This is a genomic window from Butyricicoccus faecihominis (assembly GCF_014648015.1).
In the GTDB taxonomy this organism is placed as follows: Bacteria; Bacillota; Clostridia; order Oscillospirales; family Butyricicoccaceae; genus Agathobaculum; species Agathobaculum butyriciproducens.
This window is the reverse complement of sequence record NZ_BMQH01000003.1, coordinates 101,443-103,759: the sequence shown is the minus strand read 5'-3', so window position 1 is coordinate 103,759 and position 2,317 is coordinate 101,443. Positions and strand designations below refer to the sequence as shown.

Sequence of the window (2,317 nt, the reverse complement as noted above, 5' to 3'; positions counted from 1 at the left end):
TTGCCTGCAAAAAGCTGAATAGTGCAGCGCTTTCCTGCAAAGCCCGGATTTTGCCGGTGCGGGTGCGGGGAGCGTTCAACTGCTGCTGGGCTTCCCACAAGGCGATCAAGCTGCTTTGCTGCGTTTGTGGTTTTTCCGCTTCGTCTTTCGACCAGAGATAAAGACGGGTAATGCGGGCTTTGATTTCTTTCAGCAGCTTGTTGTCGGCGGCGATCTGCCGGTTTACTTCGCCCTTGTCGGTGCGGATGCCGCGCTTTTCCATTTGGCTGGCGGCTGGCCCCAGATGGACAGAGGGGATTTTATCAATGCCCTGCCGCTTGTAGCTGCGGTGGTCAATGCGCTCCGGTCTACCGGCAGATTCCAGCGCCCGGTTGGTGTAGGCTGCCCACGCTGCCCGCCAAATCTCCACATTTCCTTTATCGTTCCAATCGGTGGTATCCTCACGATGATTTTTCCAGCCGCCTTTCCCATCCGGGATACGCTGTCCATTCTCGTCCAGATCGTATGCCTTGCGGCACTTTGCGCCCCACTGTCCATTTTCTTTCAGAGGCCGGAGCGTCAGCATGATATGGACATGAGGGTTGCCGGTTCCCTTGTCATGGATAGCAAAATCGGCGCACATCCCCTTGTCCACAAAGTTGTCCTTCACATAGGACCGGACAAGGGCAAGCTGCTGTTCTCTGGACAGTTCGCGGGGCAGAGCTGCCTCAATCTCGCGGGCAAGCTGGCTGTCCCTTGCCTTCTCGATTTGCTCCACACTGTTCCAGAGGATAGAACGGTCTGCAAATTCCGGCGGGGCGTAGGCAGGCAGCATGATCTCCGCATGAACAATGCCGCCTTTCCGGGTGTAGTCGTGGGTCATGCCGTCCCATTCATTTGTCAGCTTGGTTCCGCTGCGGTAAGCAGCTGCGGCAACAGCGGAACGGCCTGCGCTGCGCTTGATGATACTGATGGGGATATGACAGAAATCTATGGGGAACACCTCCTTTCAGTGAGGGGATAACAGGCTCTGTGGAGCCGGACAAACGCAAAGTGGGTGTCCTGGCTGCGCAGAGCGCACAAGGGGTTTGGGGAGCGTAGCTTCCCATCGTGGACGAAGTACGCAACGCCCCCGGCAGGGCGCACAGCACCGGCAACGGTGTATAAGTGCGCCCTTGTAAACAAGGGACTTACGGCTTGTCCCCAGATTTCGGCAGTTTTGCGGCCAGTTCCGCCGCCCCCGGAAGATGGGACAGGGCAATCAGGAACGCCTTGACCTCTACGCCGGGAAGGTCGGGGGCCAGAGAAAAAACGCCCTCCAAAATGGCCCCGCGTTCAATCAGGCGGCGGGTACGGGCCTTGCGTTCCTCGTTGCGCTGCTTGTTCTCCAAAATCTTCTGGCGGTTTTCAAGCTGCCGAATCTCCTTCAGGACTTTCTCCCGTTCTTCTTTTTGGGGGTGGGCTGTAATTTTTTCGTTCATGTCAGGCACCTCTTTTCTTTGGAAATACTCATAGATTGACCGTCCATTTCTGTCGCGCAAAGTACCGGCGCAGCCTCCGCAGTGCGGCATGGATGGATTTTCCCGCCTGTGATGGCGTGATACCCTCCATTGCGGCAATATCTTTCACTTTCATACCCAGCATATAGCGGGCGTGAACACGGCGAGCCTGCATAGGCGGCAGGGAGGAAATGGCTTCATACAATCGCCGTATCAGTTCTTCGTATTCGGCTAATTCTTCTTTTTCTATCAGATAATCCTCCGGCGATGGCTGCGTCCAGCCGATGGCGGCATTTTCGATTCCATCGTTACAATCGAGGGAATAAAACGCCTTATACCGGAACATCTTGCGATCTCTGGCGGCCTCGGCTCTCTTGTCCAGAAGAAACGCTTCGACGATTTCATCGGACACCTCCACAAAAATGTCCTCTTTGCAAAATGGATAATATTGTTTGAGATTGATGGTCTGCATAGGCATGCCCTCACTCTGTTTGGAAAAAGCCATCATAGCAGCGGCGCATATTCCGCAGACCCCGGCGGATGGCAACGCTGACCTTACTGCTATGGATACCCTCTCTCCGGGCGATTTCCGGCTGCTTGATACCGGCAATGTAGTAGGCGTGAACACGGCGGGCCTGTGTCGGAGTGGCATGAGCCAGAGCCACCGGCAGAGCTGCAATCAGGTATAGGCGGGTGGTCATTTCTTCTCGTTCCAGCAAAATATCTTCCGGCGATCTGCTGTGTTCCAGTGCGTAATTTTCCAGCCAGCTGTATGCGTCCAGAGAGTAGTAGGCGCGGTGGTAGACTTTCCGGCGCTCATAGTTCTCCATCTCCCGCTT

At 55.4% G+C, this 2,317-nt stretch carries 4 protein-coding genes; all 4 read right to left on the bottom strand.

Features of this window, described 5'->3' with window-relative positions; genetic code table 11:
* A partial coding sequence (gene mobQ / locus IEY11_RS03705) for a MobQ family relaxase (RefSeq protein ID WP_243183944.1) occupies positions 1-982 on the bottom strand: 982 nt, incomplete at its 3' end.
* Positions 983-1,169: 187 nt separating this feature from the next.
* Positions 1,170-1,460: a DUF3847 domain-containing protein gene (locus IEY11_RS03700; RefSeq protein WP_188885831.1), complete on the bottom strand. Its 291-nt coding sequence runs from the start codon at positions 1,458-1,460 to the stop codon at positions 1,170-1,172.
* A 28-nt stretch (positions 1,461-1,488) separates the two neighbouring features.
* Positions 1,489-1,950 carry an RNA polymerase sigma factor gene (locus IEY11_RS03695; RefSeq protein ID WP_188885941.1) on the bottom strand — a complete coding sequence of 154 codons (462 nt, stop codon included), beginning with the start codon at positions 1,948-1,950 and terminating at the stop codon, positions 1,489-1,491.
* A 10-nt stretch (positions 1,951-1,960) separates the two neighbouring features.
* Positions 1,961-2,317, bottom strand: a 357-nt coding sequence (locus tag IEY11_RS03690) for an RNA polymerase subunit sigma-24 (protein WP_243183943.1), incomplete at its 5' end; no start/stop codon positions are given.

Coding starts and splice junctions, on each gene's coding strand:
- IEY11_RS03700 (WP_188885831.1), bottom strand. CDS start 1,460: ATGAACGAAAAAATTACAGCCCACCCCCAAAAAGAAGAACGGGAGAAA.
- IEY11_RS03695 (WP_188885941.1), bottom strand. CDS start 1,950: ATGCAGACCATCAATCTCAAACAATATTATCCATTTTGCAAAGAGGAC.